Raw genomic sequence first — 26,374 nt, 5'->3', positions numbered from 1 at the left:
AGGGAGTCCGCCAAAATTGATTTTTGATTTTTTGTCAAAAAATTTTTAGGCTTAATTTCAATTATTTTTCGTATATTCAAACTAATTTTTATTTATTTCAATTCTTTTGTATCAATTATTTTTAAAATTATTATTTGGTCTTATTTTATTCTTATTTTTTGTTTTCAATGGTTTTAAGACAGTTAAGTTTATATACTTTGTTGTACATATTTTATATTAGGTATAAGTTATTTTGGTGTTGTTATTTATGGTTAAAAGAAAGTTTGATAGGAATCAGACAAAATTAGGTATTAAGACACTTGATTGGAATGTTCCGGAGAATCATATCTCTCGTTTTGTTGTTGAATTTGTTGAAGAAGTTTTTCCACTTTTAAATATCAAAGAACCCAAGAAAAAGAAAGGAAGAGGCTCCCTTCCTGTAGATTCAATGTTAAAATTGCTTATTTATGCTAAAATTCAACATATTGATAGAACATCAATAATCGCAGACATGGCAAGATACCATGACATATTTAAATACGTTTGCGATGACATTCGACCTTCTGAAAGATCAATCCAACGATATCGAAGAGAATACGGCCAGTATTTCGAAGTATTACTGCAAATGACCTTAAAAAAGGCCTTTGATGAAGGATTCACTGAATTTAATCACGTTGCAGTTGATGGAACCATCAAAAAAGCATACAATTCCAACAACAACACCATCACAAAAAAAGAAACACAAATACTGGTCGATTACTACGAAGGACGACCAATTGACCCTGAATGCCTTGAAAAACTCCATAAACCAGCTCAAAGATTACTGGAAAAGAAAGACATGAATGATGAAGACAAATTAGAACTATTATATGGGATAGAAACACAATTCACATTCACAGGACAAGATAGAATACCAGTAAATGACATAGAAGCACGATTTATGAAAGGAAAGAAAGGAAACTTCATGGTTGCCTATAATATCCAATCTGCAGTCGATTACGATACCAAATTAATCTGCGCAATAAACGTCACACAAAACCCTACAGACCATTACGAACTACCTATAATCGCAGAAAGAGCAATACGAAACATTAAAACCACTCCAAAATACATAAGCGCAGATACAATCTACTTAAATCAAATATCACTATCATACCTAGCAGATAAAAAAATAGATGGATTAATACCAAATAGAAAGCAAAGTAAAGAAAAAATAGGGAAATTAAATCCAAACCCTTACCATAAAGACCACTTTGAATATGATTATGAATTAGATGCATTCAAATGCCCAGAAAATCAATATATGTACTTTTTCGCTAAATACATCGAACCACACAAAGATCCAGAAAAACCAGATAAAATAAAAAGACTTTACAACAATTACGAAGCATGCAAAAGCTGTAAAGTACGAAACAAATGTTTAACAGACAAACAAACACATAAAACTATCACAGAATACGGTTCAGAAATGCAAAAAGCAATGAACCAAAAAATGGAAAAACAAGAATATAAAGACGAATACGCCAAAAGGTCAAGCGTTGAAGGGCCATTTGGAATATTCAAGGAACAATTCCAAATAGAAAAAGAAGTAGTCACCGGAATGGTAAAAACAGAAGAAAGAATAAACTTAGACGCATTAGCATACAATTTAATACGATTACACAACATAAAACAAGAAATTAAAAATACAACGGAAGATTTAGAAGATTTCTGCGAAAGCACATCCATAAAAAACCAATTAAAACTCGATGTAACAATATTTTAAAAAAAATCAAACAAATCTGCCAAAATTTAATTTTGGCGGACACCCGAAAAAAAAGAAAAAATTATGGATTGCAAGCCTCGTCAGCAGCCCCCATAACAACACTGATTTCATCTGAAATGTTGATTTCAGATATCTTTTTTGCAGAATCATATTTGCCTTTATAATAAGCCTGAGCGTAGTTCATTGTAATAAATGAAACATCCTTGAAATCAAGTATAAAGTCATCTCCAGGCAATTTGTTTAGAATATCAATCAATTCTACTGCAATTTCGCTAGATTCCAGATGAGTGCCGAATTCGGCACCGACATTAATAAGCATATTTTTCACCTATATTAATATTTAAAACTCATAATTAATAAAATTAGATAATATGACCAAATGTCCGAAATGCAACAGAGAATTAAAAAAAGTATTCCATGGCGAGCCAACGGAAGAAATGGCTATTGAATCACTGGAAAATGAGATAATAATTGGAAATTGCTGTGAGAGCGAATACAATTATTACTGTGAATACTGCGACGAATTTTTCAGATAAAAAAAATAATAGTAAATGCTGAAGCATTTACTTTTTCACTTTTACAGTCTTTTTAGCAGAAAAACGACTATAACTGACTTTATAGGTAATTTTTTTGCCCACTTTAAGCTTTTTCAATACGCTCTTTTTAATGGTATACTTTGCAATACCTTTTGAATTTGTTTTGGCCTTGTAAGTTTTACCATTAAATTTGAAAGTAACCCATTTAGACTTAAGCGGTGAGGAACCTTTTTTGAGTGTTGCTGTTAAAACGAGCTTTTTGGCTGATTTTTTAACAGTCACTTTCTTTAGAGTGATTTTTGTATTTTTATAAACACACTTGCTTAAAGTTCCCCCGTATATATTAATACCATTAGGGGCTTGATTATCACTGAAAGTACATTTTACCGCTTTTGCGCAATGAACCTTATCGGAAGCGGATGTTCTAAATCCGTATATGGCGCCTCCCCTTTCACCTGCAACATTGTCTGCAAAGACTGAGTTTTCAATTAAATTGGTATAATATTTGACGGAAGAAATCCACTTGCCGTCTTCATAATGTCCTGACTGTTCATGGCATTTGAAATAAACTGCTCCACCATACATGCCCACTTTATTATTGTTGAATTTGGAATCCTTTATAAAGAGATCCTTACATCCAAATACTGCTGCTCCTTTCTCACCAGCCTTATTTGAATTGAATGTGCAGGATTTAATATCTATATGGGAAAATGCATATACCGCACCCCCTCCATTTCCATTAGCGACATTGTTGGTGAATACACAATTTGATATGTAATCTTTGCCCGGTTCGAGGGCATGGTCAATTAAAATTGAAAACAAAAGGGCAGATTCGCCAGCATTTTCAAAAGTAATATTTAAATTTTTAAAAACCTCTAAACCATTTGCAGCATTCAATGAGAAAACAGCACCCGCATCTCCACCGGCACCATTCTTATCAAATTTGGAATTTTTTAAATTCAATGATCCTAAAGAATTAATTGCACCGCCTGCAGTATCAGCATGATTATTTATGAAAGTACAATTATCAACTGTCAAATCCGCAAAATTCAATATTGCACCACCATAAATTTTAGCAAATCCGTTTTTAAATACAATATTCTTTAATACTACCTTATTATTGTTTTTTACACCATATAATATATTAAAAATTCTAGATTTGGATTTTCCATCAATAGTGTGGCCGTTACCATTAATAGTTATATTTTTATCAATTAAAACACCAGTAGTGATATTGGAATTAGTATTATAAGAATAATCGTTATCTAAATCCAGAGTGCCTCCATTTGGAGTAGTAATAATCTTAAGTTCCAATTCAGTGAAACTTCCTTCACTGCTTGCCGAAATTAAATCATCATCAGCTTGTTTCATGACTTGATTTTCATCACTACTCGCTATTTGCACATCATTAACATCGCTAGACACCACCTCATCATTAACATCACTAGCCAATACAGTTTCATTAACGTCACTAGCAACAACACAGGAAATGCTGAATAAAATACAGAGTATTAATGAAAAAACAAGAACTTTCTTTTTAAACTTCATGTTTTAACTCCATCTGTTACATTTATGATAATTTATAATAATATCATAATATTTTAATATTTCTATTTGTTTTATGCATACGAACCTTAAAATGCATAAAATTTAAGACAGCTAATTAGATTTAAATAAATTAATATGAAATATACTAATTGTAAGTTTAACTTATAAATTGGATAAACACATAATTAATATCAAATCAATATTTCATTTGGAAGATATGGGATTCCTCTATAAAACAGAAAGATGTTTCCCAATATTTTGTTTAAAAGATAAGAGGTTTAAAATGAGTAGAAAAGATATCGGCATGATTGCCGAGATAATGAAGCATGATTTTAAAGGGGCATTTGCAAACCCTATAGTGACAATTGTGTTAATCGCAATTATAATTTTGCCTTCACTTTATGCCCTTTTAAATATTCAAGCTTGTTGGGACCCTTACGGAAATACCGGCGAAATAGAGTTCGCAATAGCTAATCTCGATAAAGGTGCAACATTCGAAGGTACTAAATTAAATGTTGGAAACGAGCTTGTTAAAGATTTGAAAAACAATGATAAGTTTAAGTGGACCGTAGTGACAGAAGATGAGCTGCGGGACGGAGTTTATAACGGGGATTATTATGCCGGGATAGTGATACCCAAAAACCTGAGTAAAAATATTGTTTCGATTACAAGTGACAATCCGAAACAAGCAAAGCTTGAGTATGTCGTTAATGTTAAATCAAATCCAGTTGCTACTAAATTGACTGATACTGCCGCAAATACCGTTTATACAACACTTAATGCTAAGATTGTTGAAGTCATTAATGTTGCAGCATATGGAAAGCTTGGAGAATTGCAAGAAGGTCTTGCTGAAGGTGCAAACAAATTGGCAAGCGGCGGTTCACAACTTCAAGCAGGCGCTGCGCAAGTTTCTTCAGGTGCCGGGCAAGTTGCGTCCGGTGTAGACCAGGTTGAAGACGGTGCAAGCCAAGTACAGCAAGGTGCGGACCAAGTTAAACAAGGTTCAGACCAAGTACAACAGGGCGCAAGCCAAGTACAGGAAGGTAAAACTGCAGTACAGCAAGGTGCGGACCAAGTTAAACAAGGTTCAGACCAAGTACAACAAGGTTCAGAGGAATTAGACGCCGCAGTTGATTCATCATTGCTACCTGAAGGACCTGTAAAAGAATATGTGGAAGGCAGTTCTGAACTTGCAAAAGGTAGTGGAAAATTGGCTAACGGTTCTGTTTCCCTTGCAGAAGGTTCATCCCAATTAGCAGATGGGGCCAGTGAAGTAGCCGGCGGAGCCAGCCAAGTAGCTGGAGGAGCCAACGATTTGGCAGACGGTTCAGTCCAATTAGCTGGAGGTTCAGTCCAATTAGCGGAAGGTTCATTAAGCCTTGCAGCAGGTGCTGAATTGCTTGGAAATTCTGCTGCACAAGCATTATTTACTGCAGCAGGTTCACTTGGTTCAACTGCAGACCAGCTTTCAGCCCTAACCGGAATTAATGAAACATTGCTTGGAGATTACATATTTTCACCTGTAAAATTAGATAGGCATGAAGTGTTCCCAGTTCCGGATTATGGATCTAACGTGGCTCCGTTTTATCTTGTGTTATCCATGTGGGTTGGCGCATTGATTACTTGCGTAATGATAGAGCCAAAATCAAGTGCCGGGACTAAATATTCCCCATTTGAAATGTATACAGGTAAGCTTTTAATTTATGTAATATTGAGCATACTTCAAGCATGCGTGACACTTATTGGAGCCCATATATTGGGTGTTTACGTAGATAACCCACCATTATTTGTGGCATCTGTAATTCTGGTATCTGTAGTATTTATGATTTTAATATATTCAATAATATCTGCTATTGGAACTGTTGGAAAAGGTCTTGCGGTAATTCTGCTGGTGCTTCAAATATCTGGAAGCGGAGGAGTTTATCCAATCGAAATCATGCATAACTTTTTCCAAACATTATACCCATATCTGCCGATGACATATGCAATTAAGCTAATACGTGAAGCGCAACTTGGTGTTGTTTGGTCAAATTATACTCCTGCATTGATTATTCTTTTAGCCCTTGGTATCGTTAGTGTTATTGCTGCGATGCTCATTAAGGAAAAAGCAGATAAAGCATCAAAATACTTTGAAATAAAATTAGAAGAAAGTGAACTATTCTAGAAGTTGATTATCAACTTCTACCTCTTATTTTTTTAAACCTAAAACATCCCTGTCAGGGTTGGCATTCTTGAACAAATTGATTACAACATTCTGTCTCCAGGTGAATTTCAAAAGACCGGAATGGACTGTTTTTAAATCATCATCCGAAAAGCCATCCAAATAATAGATTTTACCCCTAACGCCAACATCCATCAGAAATCTAATCAGATGCCGGTATACCATAACTGAATGGGGCTTATATACGACGATGTCATCTGTGATATATTCTACCAACTTTTCCATTTCAAAAACGTCGGGAGTCAAAACCTCAACATCACAATTGGGAAACTTTTCAGAAATTATTGCTTCATAGTCCACAATATCACCTATTAATAGATATCATCACACTTGATAATAAACTATTTCAAACAATTGTTTATCGATAAACAGTTTCCTGAGAAACATTTATATATTATCCATTACAAAATAACCATGTCAAAAAAATAAATAGATGAAAACATGACCCAAAAAAACGATGAAATAGATAAATTCGATTCTATGCCGTTTATTGCATTAATTCACCATATATCAAAAAATAAACTGAGATATTCTCAAAAAAATCCAAATCGCATAGATATGGTGCATGAAGGCCGTTATCTAATGGAAATACATAAAAGGAAGAATTTATCTCAAGATGACCTTGCCAATATCTTTGGCCAAAGCAAAGGAACGATAGCCAAAGCATTGCGAAAACTGGAAGACAAGGAATATGTTGAGAGAAAAATCGACGAGAACAACAGAAGAAAATACATATTAAAAACAACACAAAAAGGCGAAGAATTATCTATTTTATTAAAAAAAGATCTTGAAGAATGGGAAGAAAGTGTTGGAATTGACAAATTAGACGAAAAAACAAAAAACCAGCTAAGGGAAATAGCAAGAAAAAGTGAAGAGATACTTAATGATGATTATTGAGGAGATTGAATATGGCAAATAAAAACGTGGAGTTAATGAGGGGAGAACCAGAAATAGCTGTAAAAAAGTTAGCCATCCCAATCATGATTTCAATGATTCTGACTGCACTATACAATATCATTGATGGAATCTGGGTAGCGGGACTTGGACCCACAGCAATTGCAGGAATCGGTTTTGTAACACCTATTTTCATGGTGTTGAACGGAGCAAGCGTTGGACTTGGAAACGGTGCTACAAGCAGCATTTCAAGGTTTATCGGAGCAAAAAATCATGAAAAGGCAAATGAATCCGCAACACATGCATTATTCATATTTCTGATTGCTTCAATTGTTTTAACAATAATATTCATAATAATACAGGAACCATTGCTTAGAAGTTACGGTGCAACTGGACAAACCTTGAATGAAGCAATTGCTTATGCAACACCATTATTTTTAGGTTTAATTGCTTTTATGTTTTCAAACGGATGCAGCGGAATCCTTCGTGGCGAAGGAGATATGAAAAGGGCAATGTATGTTGTGGTTGCCAGCGTTATCCTAAATGCAACACTAGACCCAATATTTATCTATTTGATGGGCTTCGGTTCAGCCGGCGCATCCCTTGCAACAATTACAAGTTCAGTTATTTCAGCAATAATAATGCTATATTGGATTTTAATTAAAAAGGACACTTACGTTGACGTTAATCTTAAAAACTTCAAATTCAACCCAAAATTAACAAAGGACATTTTAAAGGTAGGAATTCCATCTTCACTTGATATGCTAATCATGGCAATAGCAATGTCAATTTATTTAATCGTGATATCCATGGTTGGAGGAGACTATGGAATTGCAACATTCACTTCAGGCCAAAGGCTCTACCTGTTTGCGATAATGCCCCTTACAGCTATTGGATCTGCGGTTATTGCAGTATCCGGAAGTGCATTCGGTGCTAAAAATGGGGAATACCTGTCAAGAACACATACATACGGTGTGAAATTTGGTCTGGCACTGGGAACAGTGATAACTTTAATTCTAGTAATATTTGCAACACCATTAGCTACAATATTCGCATATACTCCTGAAACCGCCAATTTGGTTCCTGGAATTGCAGAGTATCTTCAATTGGTATGCCCATGTCTAATATTGACCGGTATCGGAATACCTTCAAGCTTTCTCTATCAGGGAATTGGAAAAGGAATATACAGTTTAATGTTTACAATTTTAAGAGAAATCCTCTTGGTTGTTCCTTTAATCTACCTGTTCGTATTTGTATTTGATTGGGGAATAGTGGGCATTTGGCTCGGATTATGTATCGGAAGATCAATAGCCAGCATTTTAAATTATGCATTTGCAAGATATGAAATCAGAAGAACAAGAGCGAAATTTGGAAATTAAGAGTTTTTTAACTCTTAAACTATTTTTTTATTTTAAATTCAATTCAATATTGATTTAACCTTGTTAAATTGCTTTAAAAAATAACTTACTAATTTATAAATCTTAAAATCAAATATAACTAATACAAATTAAAATTTGTAAAGGTTAAACCATGAAAGAACAAGATTTTAAGATAAGAACAGAAATTATACGAGAAACATTTAATGACACAAGAAAGATAAAATGCCTTACACCTGAAAAAGACAGGAAGTTAGATGAAGATGTACATCCAGGAGGAGATATCTTCACAACAGAAGACGGTGATTTTATTGACCTTGAATTTCAATTAGATGATTTTACAATTGATGAACTCATTAAATACATAGAATTTGCGGAGGAATTATATGAAAAACATCACAAGCATGTCTCCGTATACCTTCTATGCCCGGATATCGTCAATGTATTTGTAAGGGAAGGTGAAATCAAATCTGAAGCTGACTTTACAATTAAGCTAGCTTGCGTTGAGCAAAATCTTGCACAAATAACACTGGATATCATAAAAAATAAGTTAAAAAGGGAAGGATTTCTTGAAAAAGAAGATTTAGATATCTTAGAGATACTGCCTGTAGTGTGCAAAAGAAAAGACAGAAAGCATTTCAGAAGAGAATGTCTAAAAATAAAGAATGGAATACATTACTAATCATTTATTCCATTGCAAAATCGTTTTGCCAAAATTGGATATATAATCCTTATCAAATGCTTCTTTTAAGTCATTTAAAGAATTTATTTCACAAACATTGGTAACTAACTTTTCCAAATATTGGAATAATTTAGGGTTTTGTTTGAGAGTTTCGACAACTCCAACAAAATCTTCCCTTTCAGATCTGCTGTTTCCTTGAATTGTCAATCCTTTTTCCAAAACCATTCGGGTATTGACCGGTATTGGATATTCGCTTACGCCGAATAGGTTAATTGTTCCTTGCGGATTAATCAAATCAATTATCTGTTCAATAGCTGATTGTGACGCACTTGAACCAACACATTCAAATGCATGGTCTATCTTCAAATCATCAGGTACTGTATGAATTTGGTGAGTTTCATCAGCAAAAGAAAATAGATTTAAATTATCCAGATGTTTTCCAAATACAATCACTTTAGAATCTGGAAATTTTTCTTTTAAAAGCAAGGCTGTAATAAAACCTAAATTTCCATCTCCCCAAACCCCCAATGTGTTTTTTGGTGTGATAACTAACTCATCAAATCTTGAAATTCCTTGATAAGCCACTGAGATTAATTCAATGAAAGCTGAAACATAAGGATTAAAATCATCCGGGATTTTTACAATTCTATCAGATTCCATTTTAATTAAATCAGATGTAAATCCATCAAATCCACTTCCTCTAAATTTAGAGCATTGAGAATAATTTGGTCTGCATACATCATCTTCTAAAGGAGTGTTTGGAATCATTACCACTTTATCTCCAGATTTAAAATTCCCTTCACTATCATAGATGACTTCCCCAATTCCTTCATGTATTAAAGCCATCGGCAATTTTTTTTCCAAAACTTCTGCTGGACGGCTTCCCTGATAGTACCTTTGATCTGCTTGACAAATTGAAAGGTAAGTTGGCCTTACTATAACTCCATCCAATTCGATTTCATCAATAGCTTCTTCAAAAAATTTTGGAGATTTTAATCTGTAAACAATATTAATCATGAATATCCTCGAGTATTGTATTAGCTAATTTTAAATCATATGGGTATGTAATTTTGATATTTGTCACTTCGCCTTCAACTAGATGTACATCTTCATCTTTAAGTGTGAAGATTTTGCATGCATCTGTTAGAATATTGCTTTCTTCTTCTGTTAAACTATTAATTAAGTTGTAAAGTTTCTTTATTTTAAAGCTCTGTGGTGTTTGGCCTTGGTAATAATAATCCCTTACAGGAATACTTTCAATTGTCTCACCATTTATGCTTTCAACTATAGTGTCTGTAGCGGGAATAACTGTATCACATGCACCATATTTTTTTGCAGCATTAATATTATCTTCAATAATCCTATGAGTTACAAAAGGACGTACTGAATCATGGGTTATAATAATTGAACCATCATCAATTCCGAAATTCTCATCGATATAATTAATACTATTCATTATTGTGTCATTCCTAGTTTCACCACCTTCAATTACAATAATCTCCTCATTGCTTGAAATATACTTCTCAATTAAGTGATTAGTATGGTTAATATAATTTTGTGGTGTCAAAACAATTATCTTATCAATTTTTTCATTGATTACAAATTTTTCAATAGTATGAACAATAACGGGCTTATCACCTAAAGTTAAAAACTGTTTAGGGATATCAGTACCTCCCATTCTTGATCCAATTCCACCTGCCAATATCGCTGCAAAAATCATCTGAATTCAATCCTTTTCAAATATCATTATAAAGTGAGATTTACCTTCGGGAATATCCTCACCAAGTTCTTCATTTAAGTAGGTCATTTTGAGACCATGATTAGAGAATAATTCTTCTAATTCATCTGGAGTGCTTTTAATCTCTGTTGGTGGGCCTTTTTGCATGTCAATTGCCTTAAAGTCCATGAGGGCAATCCTACCATCATCTTTAATTGTTTTGATTAATTCGTCAATGACAGCATCCATATCTCCAGATGCCTTAAATCCATGGAATACGTTAAGCATCAAAACAACATCAATAGACTCCTCTTTAACATCCTTAATTCCTTTTGTGAGGTCTGCCTCAATTACTATTAAGTTTTCAATATTATTTTCACTTTTGTAAGCCTCTAACTCTTCAATAGATTCTTTGTGATTGTCTACTGCATAGGCACAACCTTCAGGAAGATAATCTTTTAGCGCTTTTAATGCAATGTGGCCATCACCACAGCCCGCATCCATAAAAGTCTCATTTCCGCTGAAATCTAATTCTTGTAAAATCTCATCGGAATCCAAAAAATTGGCACTTGACTTTCCATGATGTCTGTGTTCCATTTGCATCACCTATTCCATTAAGTAATTATCTTTAAAAAATAGTATATAATAATTTTCAAAAAAAGAGAAATGAATTGGGAACATCAATGCTCCCATTTTAGTTAAATTGTTAAAAAGAGATTATTCTTTTTTGAACATAATCAGATAGTGGGATTTGCCTTCAGGAATATCTTCACCGATTTCTTCATTTAAATAAACCTGTTTAAGACCATGTTTAGCAAATAATTCTTCTAATTCTGCCGGAGAACTTCTCATTTTTGTTGGAGGTCCTTTTGGAACGTCCCAAGCCTTATAGTCCATAATGGCTATTTTACCATCATTTGAAACAATTCTTCCAAGTTCCTCTACGGCTTCATCTAATTTTCTTGACGCTTTAAAACCGTGGAATACATTAACAAGCAGAACAACATCAATTGCACCATCTTCAACACCAGGAATCCCTTCAGTGATGTCCGCTACAATATTAACTAAATTTTCAACATTATTTTCTTCTTTATAAGCATTCATATCTTCAATGGATGCGTCATAAATATCTACAGCATAAACGGTTCCCTTATAATCATAATCCTCAAGAACCTTGATTGCATTGTGGCCGTCTCCGCAGCCCGCATCCATAAAAGTCTCATTTCCGTTTAAATTCAATTCTTGTAAAATCTCATCAGAATCAAGGAAAAATGCACTAGAAAATCCATGAGCTCTGTGTCCATTTTCAGGCATCTGCATTATTATCACCTAAGTAATAATCTTTAAAAAATAGTATATAATTATTTTCAATATGATGATGATTTCACAACAGTCTTAAAATTAGTTAAAATAATAAAAAAAAGTTATGAGAGGATTATTTTTTCCAGGTTTGTTTTACTCCTCTGCCTCTTTTACTACCAGGTTTGGTATAACTTCTTTTTGGTCTGGTTCTTTTGTTAGTTCCTTTAACTTTTGCCATATTTTTCCCTCCTTACAATTGATAAAAAAAATTAATTAGAATTATATATATAACAAAAAAATATTTGTTTTCAATATATTTAAAGGTTTTCTTTAAGTGGTGTATTCTGCATTGATTTTAACATAATCATAAGTTAAATCACAACCCCATGCAGTTGCCTGACCATCACCCAAATGCATGTCAATGTTGACAATAACATTTTTGGACTGCATTATCTTTTCGGCTCTTTCAAGATATGGAGTATCTTCAAATGCCAAAATTTCACCTTTTCTAACCAAATCCACTTCATCAGAATCATCAGCAATAGCTATTGTTACAATATCCGGATTCAAGTCACAACCAGAATATCCGATTGCTGATACGATTCTTCCCCAATTCGGATCTCCTCCAAACACTGCAGATTTAAAAAGACTTGAAGATATGATGGCTTTGGCGGCTAATTTTGCATCATCAAAATTTTTTGCTCCGCAGACATTGGCTTCAATGAATTTTGTTGCTCCTTCACCGTCACGGGCCATCTTTTTAGCCAGATTAATGCAAAGATAATTCAAAGCTTCCTGGAAATTAGGATCCAATTTATCATCGTGAATGACATCAACGCCAGATGCTCCATTTGCCATCATGAGACATGTGTCATTTGTACTTTCATCACCATCGACAACTATCATGTTAAAGCTAATGTCAGCGGCCTTTTTCAATGCCCTATTGATTTCAACAGCGGAAATTACAGCATCGGTTACAATAAATGAAAGCATTGTTCCCATATTTGGAGCAATCATTCCGCTTCCTTTTGTAATCCCTGCAATTTTTACAATTTCACCAGTTGTTAAAGTAACTTCAACTGCACATTCTTTTGGGAAGGTATCGGTTGTCATTATGGCTTTTGCAGCTGCAAGTGAATTTTCCGGCTTGTCTCCCAATTTAGAAATGGAATCATATGCAACTTTAGAAATAATGTCTATTGGCATTTCACGGCCAATAACGCCAGTTGAAGAAATGGCAATTTCATCCGAAGGCAAATCCAAATCCTTGGATACTAGATTGACTAAAGTTTCACAATCTTCAAGACCTTGCTTTCCAGTAAAACAGTTAGCGTTACCACTATTTACAAAAACAGCGGATATAATGCCCTTTTTAAGTACATTTTTCGTATATTTGACAGGAGCCGCAACCACTTTATTTGAAGTGAAAACGGCTGAAGCAGTACTGTTTGGTGATAAAATAATTGTTACACCATATTTACCTTCACGTGCTCCTGATACTTTAAGATTTTCAATAACAGAAAATCCACCATCTAATTCCTTAATAAAATCCATAAAAATCACAAAAAATAATTAATTAATATGAGGGCATATCTTCTGCAGAGATATTTAACTCTGTTAATGTTTGATTACTATTAAAATCAATATCATCTAACTCTGAATCATAGTATACCGGCTCTGTATCATTTAAACCGGTAGTCATTTCCTCTGTAACGTTTACCCAATGAGGTCCCTCATCATCATTATCAAAAGATAAAGAGATTCCAATTCCGGCACCAATAACAAATGCAACTAAAGCTAAAATCATCAAGAAAACAGTAAGACCGCTACGTTTACGCTTGTTTCTAGTGTTATTCCTAGAATTATTTCTAGTATTATTACTAGGCCTCCTTATTTTATGTCTTCTTGAATTGTTTTTTCGAGCATCTCTTGGAGAAACCAAAACTCTTTTATCATCTTTTTTTCGTCTCATTTTAATACTCTTTTTATTTTTAAGCTACAAATGCATAAACCAAAGCCAATATGACTCCTACAAAACTAAACATACCTAATCCCAAAATAGACATCAGATATGCAAATATGAATACAAATGCAAAAACACCAATCAATTTTGCTTTTTCATTTTCAATTAAATTAATCAATGTTCTTGTAAACTCGGATGGAATGTTATAGGCATACAAACCATTAGCCAATTCAAATACAACTAATGATAATGGAGAAGTTGAATTCACATCATCAACAAGCTGAGCTCTCTCACCTGCTTCCCTTCTACTTCTTCCAATTCCTGCCCTAATTTTCGCACCATTGTCAAGCGCGAACCATGCGGCATCAAGTCCTGCACGTATTGCCAAATCTTTTGATGGGAACCTTGCAATAAAGTCATCTCCACCTTCACGATAGCCTTCAAGTTCACCGTCACATTCGCTTTCAATGAAATTTTTAATGCCAGTCATTAATTCTACGAGCTGATTTCTACCATTTTTATCGATGAATTTAGTAGAATCGATTAAATCAATGAATAAGTAGTTTTCTAAATCAACAGGATGTGATTCCTGAAGCAAAAATGGAGAATCGAAAACAAGTGCGTATTCACCGCCCAATTTGGTAAACGCAATGCCTGGAAAACTTCCCACATTTTGAGTGTAATGAATTGCACGTTCGATTGAAGCCGCACCGGTCATTCCAACTGCTGAGATAACCTGAACATCCTTAGACAATCCGATTCCTATAAGTTCAATAGCTACACGAATAGCATCATTTTTACTTAACATCTTGGCAATCAATTCAGTAGCTGTTTTTTCGACAACTTCCCCGTTCTCATTTTCAATGATTTTTACAAAAATATTGATTAAATTAGAAGGATGTGGAAGTTCAATGTAGAAATAACGGTCACTGCCCATGATGATATTACTTACAAGAGCATATTCCTCAATTCTATTCTCTGCAGGAGTCAATTCATAAAAATTATAATCCTTAGGAATGTTTTCCGCACCCACATCACGAATAAGATTTTGCAGAATAGTATCAGAAGTAATTTCTGCTTTTTTAAGCTCAAAAAGAATTGTTTGAGTATAATTGAATAACTCTACATATTCTGTTTCTAAGGAATTGGTCGGAAAAAATTTTGTTCCAACAGCAATAGGATTTAGTTTAGTAGTTAACCTAATCAATGCCTTGGTTAAAATATTAACCATCTAAGCCCCCTCCCTTCTCGAGTTCTATTTCAAACTCACCAGGTTTTTCTAAAAGCACATCTGGTTTTACAGAAACGAAAGGAAACTTCCAGGATCCAAGTCTTCCGGCTATTGTGCTTGCAATATTTCTGGAATTTCTTTTAATAAATACTTCATCGTGAGTGCTTACGCGAACTAATATATTATATGGTGCATATTCAGTAACTTCATCAGCCAACATAATATTTAATTCAAAGTTGCCTGGTTTTGTGAATAAATCATTACGCACTGCGATTAACGGCTTTTTTTCAAGACCTAACCTGTCAGCAATAGTAACAGAAATGTTTCCTGCATTTTTAACTGCAACTTTATAATCTTTAGGATGAACTAATACAAAAATCACATATGGAGCTGCGATTTCAACATCATCAACCATTTCTACAATCTTATTAAACATTGGAATTTTCGCAAAGATATTTTCAAGCTTGGATTCTGCATTATTCTCATTATCAATACGAATTATAGCTTGTTTGGCAATGTTTAATGGTGAAATTTCTAAACCTTCCTTTCCTGTGTAAATCTCCCATTTCTTAAAGGTTAACTCTTTTATAATTTCATCACAAATGTGTTGAAGAATGTTTTTGTCCTTTTTAGGTTTTTTAGGTTTTCCAAATGTGAGCCTGCCATTATCAATAACAAACGGAATCCTCATAGAAGAGATATTCTTAAATTCGGCAGCATAATCTCTGAATTTATCATTAGATAAAATTTTAGCTTTTTCACGAGTAGCAATATCTAAAATAAAATGATCTGCATCATTACCTGCTGGAACTTCCTCTACATTTTCACTTTCCAACAATCTTAAAAACCTTTCCTTATCGTCAATGTCATGACGAAGTGATGCATCGGCAATTATTACAAATTCATCTTCACCTTCTTCTAATGCTTTAACAGCAGCAATAATATTAGACATTTGAGGTTGTCCATTTTCATTTTTAACATAATAAGCTACATTAGAAGCATCTACGACCACTTTCATAATATCACCTAAATATTGACATAATAATTAAATCAGTATAATATATTTTTGTATTCTATTATTTAAATTTAAGTTTATAATTCATTTCTTTCATATTTTCCGAATAAAAATTTTTCTCCACCCACATTATTGAGAAAAATTTCAATTTCATCATCTGTAATGTTATACACATTATAAGAGTTCTTGATTTTTCCTCTAAGCTTAGTAGAACAAAGAGAACCTGCATTTACAATAATTGTATCATTTATTTTCCATATATTTGGAACATGCTTGTGTCCTGATAATACCAAATCGACTTCATGTGTGGTTAATGTCTTTAAAATATCCCCTGCATCAGATAAAACATTGCGTTCACGGCCAGTTTGCGGAATAGAAATTACATGATGATGCAAAGCAACAATGGAAAAGTTTTCATTTATTACACATTCATCCAATTGATGTTCCAGCCACATATGCTGAGGATTTCCAATATGTCCCCTATTTTGATCAGGAGAACTGCTATCAAGACCAATTACAGTAAAATCATCACCCATGGTCAATTTCCAACTTTTCTCTCCGATTAACTCTTCAAAGGTTTGATAACCTAAATTACGAGCATCATGGTTCCCAGGAACTGCAAATAATGGAGCTTCAAACATTTCCAGATATTCCTTTGCTTGTTCAAACTCCACATAATAACCGTTGTCGGTTAAATCCCCAGTTAAAATAATCATGTCGGGTTGCAGGTGGTTTATTTCACTTACCGCCTGCATAAAGACTTCTTCATCAAAATCAGATTTGGATGTGTGTAAATCTGAAATATGTGCAATAACGGTCATTTTATCTATTGGTTCAATTTCATGATAGCTTCAGCAAGATCTCCTTTACATTCTTCAAGAGCTACCCTTGCTTCGTCAGCGGATACATTGGCGCTGTTAGCTACCATTTCAACATCTTCGTCTGGAATTTCAACTTCATATTCAAGCTCTACTTCACGAGCTTTACCATCAATTTGGTAAGTTTCCTGACCCATTACATTCATTAAACTTACACTTGGATTATCAATAATTAATTCTTTTTCATCAAAACGGATAATGACTTCACGGACACCTTCAAGCTCTTCCATTTTCATGCCCATTTTTTTCATTTGTCTTTCCATTTGTTTCATTTGTTTTTTATTCATACCAGGTATCATAATATAACCCTCTAATAAAATTAACTATTTATAAATATATTTTTAATTATTATTAAAACTTGCTTAATTTATAAAAAAATAAAGAAATGGATTTAATTTTTAAATCCATACTCTTCGGTTTCAAACGTTTTTGCAACATCCTTCAATACTTCAGGAATATTAATCTGTTGAGGACATTCCTCAAGGCATGCTTCACATTCAATGCAATCGGAAGCTATTCCAACATCTGGAAGCTTTGAATAATTCAGATAAGCATTGCCCAATTGAGTCCATCCAGTATCGTTGAGTATCTTTTCCTTGTTGTATAAATCGAATAGCTTAGCTATGTCAATCTCTTCAGAACATGCATCAACGCAGTATCTGCATTTGGTACAGTCCACCGTAATGTTACTGTTAATAATCTCTGAAACCCTTTCAAGAATCCCATATTCTTCTTCATTTAAAGGATCAGCATTCTTAATTTCATAGATGTTATTTTCAAGCTGTTCCAAACTGCTTGCACCGGTCAAGATAACACAAACATCATCAAGATTGGCCACAAATCTCATCGCCCAGGAAACCACTGACCTATCAGGATTATATTCCTTCATGATTTTTTCTGCTTCCTCAGGAACATCAGCTAAAAATCCTCCTTTATAAGGTTCCATAATCATTACAGGCTTATCATATTTTCTTGCAACTTCCAGACATTTCCGGGATTCAATTCCTTCATCTTCCCAATCAAGATAGTTAATCTGAAGCAGAACAAATTCCAATTCAGGGTGTTCAAAAAGAATTTCCTCTAAAAATTCAGCATTGCCATGAGTGGACAAACCAATATGTTTAATGCATCCCTCTTCCTTTTTCCTTTGGATGAATGAATAAAGGTCAACATTTTTCCAAGCGGTTTCCGTGTACCCGCTTACATTATGAAGCATATAATAATCGAAATATTCAACACCACAGTTTTCAAGCTGTTCGGCAAAAAGCGGCTCCAATTGTGACTCCTCAGTGATTACAAACAAAGGCAATTTTGTTGCAATCTTAAATGAATCCCTAGGAAATCTGTCAACAACACATTTTCTAAATGCTCTTTCCCCAATGCCGTCATGATAGATATATGCAGTATCAAAATGATTGAATCCGGCATCCATATATGCGTCTACCATCTGATTAACCTGCTCATAGTCAATGCTTTTGAAATCGTTTTCATCCAATAGCGGAAGCCTCATCAATCCCATTCCTAATTTAACCATAATTATCTCCTCAATTAATTATTTAGCCCCTATTACATTCTTAACATATGGAATATAACTCAAAATGTGCATAGTTATTAAAGAACTTGCCACAATTAATATAAACATGATTATTACATGACCGTAAAGGTTCTGATATGGTAATATCTTTGCATAGATACATAAAAACATTCCTTGAATCAAATATATTCCATAGCTGTATCTTGCAAGATAAGCCACCAATTTTCTAAATAAGTTCTCAATTAGTTTTATAACATCAAAATTTAAATTGAATTTATTGAAATTCTTAAACAGCAAAAATACTCCCATAACTTCAATAGCCATTGGTAAAGAATACCTGTCTAACGTATACATCTCATTTGGTGAAGACAGATACCATGCAATGACCAACATTGCAACTGCGGACAATATTATCAGACACAAATCAAAATAAGGATTATTCAGAATTTTCCTCTCAGTATGTCTTAAATAATAACCTAAAACCACCAAACCAATTGGGCTTGTGAAATAAGACAATTTGATTGGGAGATTTACTCCCAAAGTGAAATCAAACAAACAAGTAACAAGCCAGATTACCAAAAAGTATTCCGCTTCATACAAATCAGAATTTGCAAGCCATTTATTGAAAATCGGCATTATCAAATAAGTTCCCAAAATCATCCAGAAAAACCAGTACGGCGTAAAACCAGGTGAAGTGGACATGAAAGCCCCATAAATAAATTTAAGTATTGAATATGCATCGAATGAGGTAATAAACTTAAATCCAAAATAATATGAAAGCGATATTCCAACTGCACTCAATATCAAGCCCCAAAATATGAATGGAGCAACAATGCGCGGAATTCTCTTTGCCAGAAATTCCCTGATTGACCAAACACGACCTAATGATAATGCTCCTGCAAGCATCAGGAATAAATCAACACCTATCCTAAAGCAGTTCCCAAGAGCTTGAGAAAAAATCCAACCAAGAGAAGGGATTGAACCGTACTCTGCCATCACATGTACCCTAGTCACTGCATAAACATGGACAACAATAACACAAATGATAGCTAATGCTCTTAAGGCATCGAAATAGAAAATTCTCTTTGATTTGGTTACAGACATGATTAATTACCTTTAGAAATATATTTAAATCAAACATTTAATAATTATTTCTATGACTATCAAGCGATGCAGTTGGGCTGGAGACGATGAAATCTATATCAGATACCATGATGAAGAATGGGGAGTTCCGACACATGATGATCAGGAACTGTTTGAAATGCTTGTTTTAGAATCCTTCCAGGCGGGCTTGTCCTGGATTACAATCCTTAAAAAAAGGGAAAACTTTAGAAAAGCCTTTGACAATTTTGATGTGGAGAAAGTAGCTGGTTACGGCGAGGAAAAGGTCGAAGAGTTGCGCCAAGATAAGGGAATCATCCGCCACAAAGGAAAGATTGCATCAGCCATCAACAATGCACAGATCTTTATTGAAATCCAAGAAGAATTTGGAAGTTTTGATGATTATATCTGGAGTTTTACTGATGGTGAAATAATAAAAGCGGAATTTAAAACCGAATCTGAACTATCTAAAAACATTTCTAAAGATTTGAAAAAACGTGGAATGAAATTTGTAGGTCCGACAATAATCTATTCCTATTTGGAATCAATTGGAATTATTGACAATCACCAGGAAAATTGTTTCAAATTTTAACATTAACATTGAAAAACTTCATTTTGAGTCTAAATTGCCTATAGGATGTATATCCACAATTAAAAATTAAATCAAAAATCGAAAACAATTATGTTAATGTAAGATACTCCCAATTAAACTATAAAATTAAAGCAAAAATAGTGAAAAAATTAACTGTAAATTAAGGTATATGAAAGATAGAATTATACTACTCTTCCAATAATATTATGTTTTTAGGATCTACTTTTAAGTACTTTGGAATCTCAAATTCATGCTCATGAATTTGCTTATCAAATTTCCACCATAAACCATTCGCCAATGTTATTTCCCATTCGAAAGGCATTTCCAATATTGATGCATCAGCAGTGCCCAACACATTAACATCATCTTTTTCAGCGGCAGAAAAATCGTGTGCCCTTATTCCCATATGTGTAATATTCGGTGAAATCTTTTCAGATACTTCAAATGTAGCCCCCCAATCTAAGGATTTAAGATGATAATCATCGATAATTTCGACTTTAGAAATGTTTTTACATCCAGTAAGTCTGGCTACTTGAACTTTTTTTGGATTCTCAAATACTTCATGAGTATCTCCTTTTGCTATGATTTTTCCTTCATCCAATATTATAAGCTCATCGCAAAACTGGAATGCCTCATCACGGTCATGAGTAACCAAAATAGAAAATCCGTCGAAATCTTTTAGTAAATTAACAAGTTCAAGACGCAACTGTTCTTTCAAAAAAGTATCCATAGCACTGAACGGTTCATCAAGCAATATGACATCAGGACCATAAGCCAATATACGGGCTAATGCCACTCTTTGCTGCTGACCACCGGACAATTCTCGAGGATATCTTTTTTCCAGGCCTTCCAAATGAAATCGCTTAATCATTTCAGATACCTTTTTCTCATCCTTATCATGCAACCCAATACCAACATTTTCTTCAACGGTCATATTGGGAAATAATGCATAATTCTGAAATAGATAGCCTACATTTCTTTTTTGAGCTTTTAGATTAATTTTTTTACTGGAATCAAAATAAACTGTTTCTTCATCAGTCCTTAAACTTACAACACCTTTATCAGGATCTACAATGCCCGCAACAGATTTCAAGGTCATACTTTTACCGCAGCCAGAAGGACCAAGAATACCCAAACACCCTTTTTTCAATTCAAAATCGACTTCCAAGTCAAACTCTTTGAGTTTCTTTTGGATATCCACTTTTAACAATTTATCACTCATAATCCATCACACATTAAAAACAGAATATAAAATAAATATATTTTCATCAAATATTAAATTATCTCCATTGCTTTTCCTTGCGTAGGGTAACATAATCCATGATGAAAATAGCTATAAACGCTATGATAACAATGACTATTACATAATCAAAAGCAGTTCCCATATTACCAGCAGCCACTTCTGAGTAAACTGCCATAGGGAGTGTTCTTGTTTGTCCTGCAATATTACCTGCAAGCATGGCTGTAGCACCAAATTCACCTAAACCACGAGCATAAGCAAGAATTCCACCACTAATAATTCCAGGCAACGCATTTGCAAACAAAACTTTCCAAAAAATTTTCCACTCGGACATTCCTAATGTACGAGCGGCATCCAATAAGTTAGAGTCCACCTGTTCAAAAGCGCCTCTAGCAGAACGATACATTAAAGGAAAAGACATGACAACTGCCGCAATGACAGTTGCATACCATGAAAATGCTATTTTCACAGTGAAATAGTCTATGAAAAAACTACCTATTGGTCCTCTAACCCCAAAAATATACAATAAAAAGAACCCCACTACAGTAGGAGGTAAGACTATTGGTAATGTAAAAATACCATCAAGTATGATTTTTATTGAATCATTTTTCATCTTAACGATACCCCAAGCAACAATCAAACCTACGAAAAAGGTTATGAAGATTGATAAGCTTGCGGTTTTCATTGAAATGAAAATAGGGGACCAATCCACCATGTCTTTATCACCTTAACATTTTTTTAATTATTCGCAAAATAACAAATAACGGATCTATTCGTGAAGAGTAAATCCGTATTCAACAAATACATCTTTAGCTTCTTGAGATTGTAAGAAGTCCATAAATGCTTGTGTAGCTTCTGTGTCGTTGGTATCTTTAATTGAAGCAATAGGATAGATAACAGGAGTATCTAAAGCATCTTCAGGAGCTTCACAGATTACTTTAACATCATCAGTTGATAAAGCATCGGTAGAGTATACGATACCGCAGTCAGCAGATCCTTGAGCTACTTGGTTTAATACTGCAGTTACATCAGTACCTAAAGATAATTTAGGTTCGATTTCATCCCACATGCCGAGGTTGGTTAATACTTCTTTAGCGTATTGTCCAGCAGGTACAGATTCAGGGTCGCCGATAGCAATGTTACCTTCAACATCTTTAATATCGTCAAATGAAGTCATGTTAATATCTGAATCAGCAGGTACAATTAAAACAACTTTGTTTTCTAAGAATTGAAGGTTAGTATCATTATCAACAATACCTTCATCTGCTAAAGCGTTCATCTGTTTATTAGCAGCGGACATGAATACGTCTGTTTCTAGACCATTTTCAATTTGGGTTTGTAAGTCCCCACTTGAAGCGTAAGTTGCAGTAACTGTTACTCCAGGATATTTTTCTTCAAACATCGGAATTAATTTATCATCAAATACATTTTTTAAACTAGCTGCAGCAGCTAAGTTAACTTCTTGCCCATCTAAGTCAGGTTCTCCACCGAGGAAATCAAATAAACCTGCGCTTACAACTGAGCTTGCACAAACAATTGCCACTATAGCGATAATAGCAACAATTAACATCTTTTTACTGAATTTCATAGCAATCCTCCTCTTAATAATTTATACAATAGCACCATCAGACATCAAGTAAACAATCAAAGATCAGAAAAAGGTAATTACAAATAATTTTTCTGTGCACATCAACTGGATTCACTTTGAATATCAATATTTATTTTTATTCATATCCAATTGAAACTATAGATAAAAAATTACAGTAAACAAGACAATATTAATAAAATAAATATTCTTTTATTCCATTCTATAATATTCTTACCTTTTTGTTTCTTAATCTTAAATTACCATTTAAATATCATGATTAGTAATTATAAATATAATTAACCATGATATATAAATGTTTACATAACGAATTAAAAGGAACCTTCAAAAACACGCATGCATCGTTTATTTTTCATTTTATGTTTAAATGATTTATTTTAACATGCATCTTTCTTAAAAGCTCCATTTTATATATTCATTGCATTTTTATATGCTTTGAAATATTTTTTGGAAGATATTTTCAATATTTATATTGATGAAATATACTTATTTTAAAGAGATGCTATTAATTTTTAAAAGGAAAATACCCTTATAAAAAAGATAGTAGAGGTTATAAGTTTAAAATTACCAAGTACGCACACTAAATTAGTCCAAATAGACTAATAAAGGTCCTACCATCAAATTTATATCTTCCTATTAATTCATTATTACAATTATGTATTTAGCAATATGAATATATAAATTATCGTGATGAATTATTTAATAATAACTTAATGAATAAATTATATTTTAAATTAAAAATAAAACAAATAAATATACTTAAATTAAAAAAATAATAAAAAATTTCAATAAAAATTTAAAATAAAACAATTTAAAATTTATATAAAAATACGTTATCAACTTATAATAGTTCATAATAAGACCCTTCATCACAAGATCTGCAGACCGGTTTTCCACCCCTAAGAACATGACGGCCATCAGATACCTTTTCACCGCAAACAGAACAGAATACAGTTGTGTAAGGCTTACCAGGCATATCTCCCCTGGATAACTCTATTTTAACTTTATCCACTTTAAATAATTCTTCTGGCGGAGTGCGTCTAAATCGAGCAATCATCTCTTCTTTAGTCTCTTCATCTTTGAATTTCTTGTTTGCATCAGCAATTCTCAAAGCTTCGCCAGTGCCTGTATTACAGAATGTTGCTGCAAATTTCCCATAATACATCTGTTTAAGAGTTCTTTTACCCATAGAACAACCTGTAACTGACTGGACAGCATCAGACATGCACCTATCAATCTCTAAAAAAACAATTAAATTTTTATGCATTTCATTTAATTCCATTCCAAGTAGTTCAAGACCGTACATTGCCAATTTTGTTCCGATAGCTATTCCCCCACAAATATGGCCATGAAAATCAGCTGCTTTTTTTAATTGCTCATCATAATCCTTTTCATTCATCATACCACCTTACAAAGCCTACTATAAATATATTATCTTAAACTAATATTTACATACATTCATTTGAGCCAAGAAACAAAAAAATAGAAATACTCATTAAACAATATATGAAAACAGAGGTGTTAAAATGTCAGACATTCAAAAAATCGACGATTTAATAACAAGAGCAAAAGTATTCTACTTAGCAACAGTAGATGGAGACAAACCAAAAGTAAGGCCGTTAGGTTTCCATTTGTTATATGAAGATAAAATCTACTTTGGAGTTGGAACCTTTAAAGAGGTCTACAAACAAATGCAAGCAAATCCAAATGTAGAAATAGCCGCATGGGATGAAGAACACTTCTTAAGATACTATGGAGTGGCTAATCTAGAGAAAAATGATGCTGTAGTTGAAAAAGCATTTGAGCTTATGCCAGACATCAAACAAATGTACGAAGACAATGGCTGGGAAATGGGCGTATTCTACCTTGACAAAGCTACCGCTGAAATCAGAAACATAATGGCCGTTGAAGAAACCTATACATTTGAATATTAAGGTTAATCAACCTTAATATCAAACATGTTTAATATCCGTATAATCAGATATTTCAGAATTTATTGTACACAAATCATTAATATTTAAATCATGGACATCAACATGTCCTGTGATTCTTGCAAAGGTCTTCAGCTCTTCAGTTGAGACCTTTAAATAATTTTCAACTCTTTTTGATGCACTTTCTATTTTTAACCTTTTTCTTAGTTCCTCGTCTTGTGTTGCAACTCCTACAGGACAATCGCCAGTATCACAAATCCTATATTGCTGACATGCCGCTGCAATCATGGCCCCAGTACCGATGGCTATCGCATCAGCACCCATTGCCAATGCCTTTGCAAAGTCAGATGATACACGCAATCCGCCGGTTATTGTCAAAGTAATGTCGCTTTCATGTTCATCCAGGAACTTGCGAGCCCTTGAAAGAGCATAGATTGTTGGAACAGATGTTGAATCCCTAATCAATTTAGGACTGGCACCTGTTGATCCCCCTCTTCCATCGATTGTAATGAAATCGGGATTGGCATATAATATATGCTCCAAATCGTCTTCAATTCTGCCTGCAGCAAATTTGATTCCGATTGGCCTTCCATCTGAACGTGCCCTTAAATCATCGACCAACTCCTTCAAATCCTCTTTTGTTGAAATGCCAGGAATTGTTGCAGGCGAGTGAATGTCTTCACCGATTGGCTTTCCCCTGACATCAGCAATCTCGGAAGTTACCTTTTCACCCTGAAGCTGGCCTCCAAGACCCGGCTTTGTTGATTGGCCAATCTTTATTTCGATTGCATCCGCATTTCTTAAATTGTCCTCGGTAACGCTGTATTTATTCGGAACATACTCAAAAATGTATTTATATGCATTTTCCATCTCTTCAACCAAGATTCCACCTTCACCACTGCATTGGGCTGTTTTGATTGCGGCACTGCCTTTTGCCAAAGCAATTTTAGTCTCTCTTGATAATGCTCCAAAAGACATATGTGTAATATAAATTGGAGATTCAATGACCAATGGCTTGTCAGCAGTTTTTCCAATGATTGTTTGAGTGTTTACCTCAACATCACCTTCCAAGGGTTGCGGGTTTAGCTGACAACCTAAAATCAGAATATCATCCCAATTCGGCATTGGAAACTCAGTATACATTGCCTCAACAATGGATTTTCCAGATATCGCCATCTGATGGATTGCATCCATTTGCCTTATATCCTTATCGCTTTTTGCATAATTTTTATCATATGCAAGCTCGGAACCTTCTATTTCAGT

Annotated in this window: 28 protein-coding genes; 8 read left to right on the top strand and 20 right to left on the bottom strand. The window is 33.8% G+C overall.

The genetic code is table 11. From position 1 onward, the window contains the following. The first annotated feature begins 247 nt into the window (after positions 1-247). Positions 248-1,744, top strand: a complete 1,497-nt coding sequence (locus ACJROP_RS00440) for a transposase (RefSeq protein ID WP_406533551.1) — start codon at positions 248-250, stop codon at positions 1,742-1,744. Between the two features lie 61 nt (positions 1,745-1,805). On the opposite strand, the gene ACJROP_RS00435 is transcribed toward ACJROP_RS00440, so the two are convergent. Continuing rightward, entirely contained in the window at positions 1,806-2,063 is a 258-nt protein-coding gene (locus ACJROP_RS00435; protein ID WP_406533550.1) for a hypothetical protein, read from the bottom strand. Between the two features lie 52 nt (positions 2,064-2,115). Here ACJROP_RS00435 and ACJROP_RS00430 point away from each other — a divergent pair, with 52 nt between their 5' ends. Beyond that, positions 2,116-2,280 carry a hypothetical protein gene (locus tag ACJROP_RS00430; RefSeq protein ID WP_406533549.1) on the top strand — a complete coding sequence of 55 codons (165 nt, stop codon included), beginning with the start codon at positions 2,116-2,118 and terminating at the stop codon, positions 2,278-2,280. Positions 2,281-2,307: 27 nt separating this feature from the next. Here the strand turns inward: ACJROP_RS00430 and ACJROP_RS00425 are convergent, their stop codons facing one another. Continuing rightward, complete coding sequence (locus tag ACJROP_RS00425) at positions 2,308-3,828, bottom strand: hypothetical protein (protein ID WP_406533548.1); 1,521 nt, start codon at positions 3,826-3,828, stop codon at positions 2,308-2,310. Positions 3,829-4,111: 283 nt separating this feature from the next. On the opposite strand from ACJROP_RS00425, the gene ACJROP_RS00420 reads away from it, so the two are divergent. Then, entirely contained in the window at positions 4,112-5,992 is a 1,881-nt protein-coding gene (locus ACJROP_RS00420; protein WP_406533547.1) for a YhgE/Pip family protein, read from the top strand. Positions 5,993-6,016: 24 nt separating this feature from the next. Here ACJROP_RS00420 and ACJROP_RS00415 read toward each other — a convergent pair whose 3' ends face one another. Then, a complete protein-coding gene (locus ACJROP_RS00415) occupies positions 6,017-6,349 on the bottom strand; it encodes a hypothetical protein (RefSeq protein ID WP_406533546.1) in 333 nt (110 codons plus the stop codon). Positions 6,350-6,490: 141 nt separating this feature from the next. Here ACJROP_RS00415 and ACJROP_RS00410 point away from each other — a divergent pair, with 141 nt between their 5' ends. The 3 genes from ACJROP_RS00410 to ACJROP_RS00400 all read left to right on the top strand — a co-directional run bounded on the left by ACJROP_RS00410 (position 6,491) and on the right by ACJROP_RS00400 (position 9,001). Then, on the top strand, positions 6,491-6,946 hold the full coding sequence (locus tag ACJROP_RS00410; protein WP_406533545.1) for a MarR family winged helix-turn-helix transcriptional regulator: 456 nt from the start codon (positions 6,491-6,493) through the stop codon (positions 6,944-6,946). Positions 6,947-6,957: 11 nt separating this feature from the next. Next, positions 6,958-8,322: an MATE family efflux transporter gene (locus ACJROP_RS00405; protein ID WP_406533544.1), complete on the top strand. Its 1,365-nt coding sequence runs from the start codon at positions 6,958-6,960 to the stop codon at positions 8,320-8,322. Positions 8,323-8,473: 151 nt separating this feature from the next. Next, entirely contained in the window at positions 8,474-9,001 is a 528-nt protein-coding gene (locus ACJROP_RS00400; protein WP_406533543.1) for a hypothetical protein, read from the top strand. Here ACJROP_RS00400 and ACJROP_RS00395 read toward each other — a convergent pair whose 3' ends face one another. The 12 genes from ACJROP_RS00395 to ACJROP_RS00340 form a co-directional block, all read right to left on the bottom strand. Next, entirely contained in the window at positions 9,002-10,018 is a 1,017-nt protein-coding gene (locus ACJROP_RS00395; RefSeq protein WP_406533542.1) for a ribitol-5-phosphate dehydrogenase, read from the bottom strand. Then, entirely contained in the window at positions 10,011-10,721 is a 711-nt protein-coding gene (locus ACJROP_RS00390; RefSeq protein WP_406533541.1) for a 2-C-methyl-D-erythritol 4-phosphate cytidylyltransferase, read from the bottom strand. The genes ACJROP_RS00395 and ACJROP_RS00390 overlap by 8 nt, the downstream gene beginning before the upstream one ends. A gap of 6 nt (positions 10,722-10,727) precedes the next feature. Beyond that, positions 10,728-11,315, bottom strand: a complete 588-nt coding sequence (locus ACJROP_RS00385) for a class I SAM-dependent methyltransferase (RefSeq protein ID WP_406533540.1) — start codon at positions 11,313-11,315, stop codon at positions 10,728-10,730. Between the two features lie 120 nt (positions 11,316-11,435). Then, positions 11,436-12,038, bottom strand: coding sequence for a class I SAM-dependent methyltransferase (locus ACJROP_RS00380; protein ID WP_406533539.1), 603 nt, complete (start codon positions 12,036-12,038; stop codon positions 11,436-11,438). A gap of 312 nt (positions 12,039-12,350) precedes the next feature. Beyond that, on the bottom strand, positions 12,351-13,574 hold the full coding sequence (argJ, locus tag ACJROP_RS00375; RefSeq protein ID WP_406533538.1) for a bifunctional ornithine acetyltransferase/N-acetylglutamate synthase: 1,224 nt from the start codon (positions 13,572-13,574) through the stop codon (positions 12,351-12,353). Positions 13,575-13,596: 22 nt separating this feature from the next. Beyond that, on the bottom strand, positions 13,597-13,992 hold the full coding sequence (locus ACJROP_RS00370) for a hypothetical protein (RefSeq protein WP_406533537.1): 396 nt from the start codon (positions 13,990-13,992) through the stop codon (positions 13,597-13,599). Positions 13,993-14,011: 19 nt separating this feature from the next. After that, the gene (locus ACJROP_RS00365; RefSeq protein ID WP_406533536.1) at positions 14,012-15,214 is read right to left on the bottom strand and encodes a hypothetical protein; all 1,203 of its coding nucleotides are present in this window, start codon (positions 15,212-15,214) and stop codon (positions 14,012-14,014) included. Next, entirely contained in the window at positions 15,207-16,232 is a 1,026-nt protein-coding gene (locus tag ACJROP_RS00360) for an NYN domain-containing protein (RefSeq protein ID WP_406533535.1), read from the bottom strand. The genes ACJROP_RS00365 and ACJROP_RS00360 overlap by 8 nt, the downstream gene beginning before the upstream one ends. Before the next feature lie 74 nt (positions 16,233-16,306). Next, a complete protein-coding gene (locus tag ACJROP_RS00355; protein WP_406533534.1) occupies positions 16,307-17,050 on the bottom strand; it encodes a metallophosphoesterase family protein in 744 nt (247 codons plus the stop codon). 5 nt (positions 17,051-17,055) lie between these two features. Then, the gene (locus tag ACJROP_RS00350) at positions 17,056-17,406 is read right to left on the bottom strand and encodes a nascent polypeptide-associated complex protein (RefSeq protein WP_406533533.1); all 351 of its coding nucleotides are present in this window, start codon (positions 17,404-17,406) and stop codon (positions 17,056-17,058) included. A gap of 92 nt (positions 17,407-17,498) precedes the next feature. Next, positions 17,499-18,641 (bottom strand): aldo/keto reductase, encoded by a 1,143-nt coding sequence (locus ACJROP_RS00345; RefSeq protein ID WP_406533532.1) that lies wholly within the window; start codon positions 18,639-18,641, stop codon positions 17,499-17,501. A gap of 18 nt (positions 18,642-18,659) precedes the next feature. Further along, on the bottom strand, positions 18,660-19,745 hold the full coding sequence (locus ACJROP_RS00340; protein WP_406533531.1) for an acyltransferase: 1,086 nt from the start codon (positions 19,743-19,745) through the stop codon (positions 18,660-18,662). Positions 19,746-19,797: 52 nt separating this feature from the next. Between ACJROP_RS00340 and ACJROP_RS00335 the strand changes: the two genes are divergently transcribed. Next, entirely contained in the window at positions 19,798-20,334 is a 537-nt protein-coding gene (locus tag ACJROP_RS00335) for a DNA-3-methyladenine glycosylase I (protein ID WP_406533530.1), read from the top strand. Positions 20,335-20,521: 187 nt separating this feature from the next. Here ACJROP_RS00335 and ACJROP_RS00330 read toward each other — a convergent pair whose 3' ends face one another. The 4 genes from ACJROP_RS00330 to ACJROP_RS00315 form a co-directional block, all read right to left on the bottom strand. Next, positions 20,522-21,556: a sulfate/molybdate ABC transporter ATP-binding protein gene (locus tag ACJROP_RS00330; protein WP_406533529.1), complete on the bottom strand. Its 1,035-nt coding sequence runs from the start codon at positions 21,554-21,556 to the stop codon at positions 20,522-20,524. A 58-nt stretch (positions 21,557-21,614) separates the two neighbouring features. After that, positions 21,615-22,289, bottom strand: a complete 675-nt coding sequence (gene modB / locus ACJROP_RS00325; RefSeq protein WP_406533528.1) for a molybdate ABC transporter permease subunit — start codon at positions 22,287-22,289, stop codon at positions 21,615-21,617. 54 nt (positions 22,290-22,343) lie between these two features. Next, positions 22,344-23,162: a molybdate ABC transporter substrate-binding protein gene (modA, locus tag ACJROP_RS00320; RefSeq protein ID WP_406533527.1), complete on the bottom strand. Its 819-nt coding sequence runs from the start codon at positions 23,160-23,162 to the stop codon at positions 22,344-22,346. Positions 23,163-24,021: 859 nt separating this feature from the next. Further along, positions 24,022-24,582, bottom strand: coding sequence for an FmdE family protein (locus tag ACJROP_RS00315; RefSeq protein ID WP_406533526.1), 561 nt, complete (start codon positions 24,580-24,582; stop codon positions 24,022-24,024). A 124-nt stretch (positions 24,583-24,706) separates the two neighbouring features. On the opposite strand from ACJROP_RS00315, the gene ACJROP_RS00310 reads away from it, so the two are divergent. After that, positions 24,707-25,114, top strand: a complete 408-nt coding sequence (locus ACJROP_RS00310; RefSeq protein WP_406533525.1) for a pyridoxamine 5'-phosphate oxidase family protein — start codon at positions 24,707-24,709, stop codon at positions 25,112-25,114. 18 nt (positions 25,115-25,132) lie between these two features. On the opposite strand, the gene ACJROP_RS00305 is transcribed toward ACJROP_RS00310, so the two are convergent. After that, a partial coding sequence (locus ACJROP_RS00305; RefSeq protein ID WP_406533524.1) for an FMN-binding glutamate synthase family protein occupies positions 25,133-26,374 on the bottom strand: 1,242 nt, incomplete at its 5' end.

This window comes from Methanobrevibacter sp. (genome assembly GCF_045220775.1).
In the GTDB taxonomy this organism is placed as follows: domain Archaea; phylum Methanobacteriota; class Methanobacteria; order Methanobacteriales; family Methanobacteriaceae; genus Methanocatella.
The sequence above is the reverse complement of the archived record's forward strand: the minus strand, read 5'-3'. Positions and strand labels throughout refer to the sequence as shown.